This is a genomic window from Ferviditalea candida, assembly GCF_035282765.1.
Taxonomy (GTDB): domain Bacteria; phylum Bacillota; class Bacilli; order Paenibacillales; family KCTC-25726; genus Ferviditalea; species Ferviditalea candida.
This window is the reverse complement of record NZ_JAYJLD010000125.1, coordinates 1-489: the sequence shown is the minus strand read 5'-3', so window position 1 is coordinate 489 and position 489 is coordinate 1. Positions and strand designations below refer to the sequence as shown.

At 54.8% G+C, this 489-nt stretch carries 1 protein-coding gene; it reads left to right on the top strand.

Annotated elements, in window-relative coordinates; all coding sequences use genetic code 11:
- A partial coding sequence (locus VF724_RS21365; RefSeq protein ID WP_371756248.1) for a hypothetical protein occupies positions 1-315 on the top strand: 315 nt, incomplete at its 5' end.
- Positions 316-489 lie beyond the last annotated feature (174 nt).

Below are 489 nucleotides of genomic sequence, written 5' to 3'. Positions count from 1 at the left end.
TGGAATAGTCGGATGAGCCTGCAATACAAGGTAAAGTCCAAAGCCGCCAAGGGCTATTTCAGTAAACTTGGGTGGGCACATGGGCGGAAAGATGACGTTCTTACCTGGGAAGGCCTGTACGGAACGCCATCTGCCGATGGTAACCGGAGTCGGAAGGTTCCGCTGAACGTGCAGGAGTCAACAGAGGCCGTAGTACGCAAGTACGGGACGCCGGAACGCGGAAGGGCTGAACGTCAACTCAAGGATGGGTCAGAATCTTTCGAGACGCGATGTATGGAAAGCAGAATTTCGAGAGGAACTGCTTCGGGGAAGTAGGGGTGGAGCCCGAGGGTATCACGGGAGAATCTGTTGAACGCCATGCACACAGTAGAGGCCAACAAAGGTGCAGCGGGCATCGACGGGGTTTCAACCGAACACCTCCGGGAATATGTTCATGCAGCATTGGACAACGATTCGCCGACAATTGTTGGCGGGGAGCTATATTCCGGC